This is a genomic window from Microbacterium karelineae, from assembly GCF_009745985.1.
Taxonomy (GTDB): domain Bacteria; phylum Actinomycetota; class Actinomycetes; order Actinomycetales; family Microbacteriaceae; genus Microbacterium; species Microbacterium karelineae.
Genome location: NZ_WFIX01000098.1, coordinates 1 through 3,042 on the forward strand (window position 1 = coordinate 1; position 3,042 = coordinate 3,042).

Below are 3,042 nucleotides of genomic sequence, written 5' to 3' on the forward strand. Positions count from 1 at the left end.
TGACATTTCTTTAATTTAAAAATTAACCTTTTGCTTTAGCTATGATTTCTTCAGCAACGTTTTGTGGAGTTGGTGCGTATTTCTCTAATTCCATAGAAGAAGTAGCTCTTCCTGATGAAAGTGTTCTTAGAGTTGTTACATATCCAAACATTTCAGAAAGTGGAACAGAACCTTTGATTACAACAGCTCCGTTTTTCTCTTCCTGGCCACTGATAGTACCTCTTCTCTTGTTAAGGTCACCAATGATGTTACCCATATATTCTTCCGGAGTTACAACTTCCAGTTTCATAATAGGCTCCATAATTACTGGTTTAGCAGCTTTACCAGCTTCTTTAAATCCTAGCTTAGCAGCCATTTCGAAAGAAAGAGCGTCAGAATCCACTGCGTGGAAAGATCCATCTTTAAGAGTAACTTTAATACCTTCAACTTCGAAACCAGCCAATGGACCGTTCTTCATTGCAGCTTTAAATCCTTTTTCAATTGCAGGAACGAATTCTCTAGGAACGTTACCACCTTTGATCTCATTGATGAATTCTAAACCAACTTTACCTTCGTCTGCAGGTCCTAGTTCAAATACAATGTCAGCAAATTTACCTTTACCTCCAGATTGCTTTTTGTAAACTTCTCTGTGGCTGGCAACTTTTGTTAAGTTTTCTTTGTACTCTACCTGAGGTTGTCCCTGGTTTACTTCAACCTTGAACTCTCTCTTCATACGGTCTACAATGATATCTAAGTGAAGCTCACCCATACCAGAGATGATCGTTTGTCCAGAAGCTTCGTCAGTTCTTACAGTAAACGTTGGATCTTCTTCAGCCAATTTAGCTAGAGCGTTACCCATTTTATCCTGGTCAGCTTTAGTTTTAGGCTCAACAGCGATACCGATTACCGGATCAGGGAAAACCATCGATTCAAGAACGATTGGGTTTTTCTCATCACACATCGTATCACCAGTTTTGATAGATTTGAATCCTACCGCTGCACCAATATCACCAGCTTCAATATATTCTACCGGGTTTTGTTTGTTAGCGTGCATCTGATAGATTCTTGAGATTCTTTCTTTATCTCCTGAACGAGAGTTCAAGATATAAGAACCAGCATCCAGTCTTCCAGAGTAAGCTCTGAAGAATGCTAATCTTCCCACGAATGGGTCAGTAGCAATCTTAAATGCTAAAGCTGCGAAAGGCTCATCTACAGATGGTTTTCTTGTAATTTCAGCGTCTGTTCTCGGATCAGTACCTTTGATATCATCTTTATCCAATGGAGAAGGCAAGTATTTACATACTGCATCCAACATAAACTGTACTCCTTTATTCTTGAATGAAGAACCACAAGTCATTGGGATAATAGATAAATCGATAGTAGCAGCTCTCAATGCAGCATTGATTTCTTCTTCTGTAATTGAATCCGGATCTTCGAAGAATTTCTCCATCAAAGTTTCGTCATACTCAGAAACAGCTTCTACTAGTTTTTCTCTATATTCAAGAACTTCATCTTTCATATCTTCAGGAATTGGCACTACTTCGAAAGTAGCTCCTTGTCCTGCTTCATCCCAGATGATCGCTCTGTTTTTAATTAAGTCAACAACTCCTTTGAAATCTTCTTCAGCACCGATTGGTAAAACGATTGGAACTGCGTTAGATCCTAACATTTCTTTAACCTGGTTTACCACGTTAAGGAAGTCAGCACCTTGTCTGTCCATTTTGTTTACGAATCCCATTCTTGCAACTTTGTAGTTGTCAGCAAGTCTCCAGTTTGTTTCAGACTGAGGCTCTACTCCATCTACTGCAGAGAATAAGAATACCAATCCATCCAATACTCTTAAAGATCTGTTTACCTCTACTGTGAAGTCAACGTGTCCCGGTGTATCAATGATGTTGAAGTGGTAAGGTTTAGTTTCTGGTAAAGCTTTTCCTTGATCTGTTGGAAAGTTCCAAGAACAAGTGGTAGCTGCAGAAGTAATAGTAATACCTCTTTCTGCTTCCTGCTCCATCCAGTCCATTGTAGAAGCACCATCGTGAACCTCTCCAATTTTGTGGTTTACCCCTGTATAGAATAGAATCCTTTCTGTAGTGGTAGTCTTACCTGCATCAATGTGAGCAGCGATACCAATATTTCTTGTAAATTTAAGATCTCTTCCCATTTCAGATTAGAATTTGAAGTGTGAGAAAGCCTTGTTAGCTTCCGCCATTTTGTGAGTATCAGATTTCTTTTTGAAAGCAGCACCTTCTTCTCTTGAAGCAGCTACAACTTCGTTAGCTAATTTCAAAGCCATAGACTTATCATTTCTAGCTTTAGAATACTTGATTAACCATTTCATTGCCATAGAAATCTTTCTATCAGCTCTGATTGGCATAGGGATCTGGAAGTTAGCTCCACCTACTCTTCTAGAACGTACTTCTACGTGAGGCATTACATTTGTAAGTGCATCTTTCCAGATTTCAAGTGCAGTTTTTTCGTTATCTCCTTTTTTAGTTTCTACGATATCTAATGCATCATAGAAAATTTTGAATGCGATTGACTTCTTACCGTCAAGCATTAAGTTGTTTACGAATCTCGTTACCAATTGATCATTAAATTTCGGATCTGGTAACAACGGTCTTTTTTTCGCTTTTGTCTTTCTCATTGCTTTTGTACCTTATTTAATGATTATTTTTTCTTTCCTTTTGCAGGAGCAGCAGCTGCTTGTCCTGGTTTAGGTCTCTTAGCTCCGTACTTAGATCTTCTCTGTGTTCTTCCATTTACACCAGCTGTGTCTAATGCACCTCTTACGATGTGGTAACGTACTCCCGGTAGGTCTTTCACCCTTCCGCCTCTAACCAATACTATCGAGTGCTCCTGAAGATTGTGTCCTTCGCCCGGGATATAGGCGTTAACTTCTTTACCGTTAGAAAGTCTTACCCTTGCAACTTTTCTAAGTGCAGAGTTTGGTTTCTTAGGTGTAGTTGTATATACTCTCGTACATACACCACGTCTTTGTGGACAAGAATCTAGGGCAGCCGATTTGCTCTTCTTGGCAAGCGTGGCTCTTCCTTTTCTTACTAA

3 protein-coding genes are annotated in these 3,042 nt (G+C 39.3%); all 3 read right to left on the reverse strand.

Annotation, left to right across the window (positions count from 1 at the left end; genetic code table 11):
* Positions 1 to 22: 22 nt before the first annotated feature.
* Positions 23 to 2,140: an elongation factor G gene (gene fusA, locus GB932_RS22065; RefSeq protein ID WP_062673585.1), complete on the reverse strand. Its 2,118-nt coding sequence runs from the start codon at positions 2,138 to 2,140 to the stop codon at positions 23 to 25.
* A 6-nt stretch (positions 2,141 to 2,146) separates the two neighbouring features.
* Positions 2,147 to 2,623 (reverse strand): 30S ribosomal protein S7, encoded by a 477-nt coding sequence (rpsG, locus tag GB932_RS22070; protein ID WP_062673583.1) that lies wholly within the window; start codon positions 2,621 to 2,623, stop codon positions 2,147 to 2,149.
* 23 nt (positions 2,624 to 2,646) lie between these two features.
* Positions 2,647 to 3,042: 30S ribosomal protein S12 (gene rpsL / locus GB932_RS22075; protein WP_156758926.1), on the reverse strand; the 396-nt coding region annotated here is incomplete at its 5' end.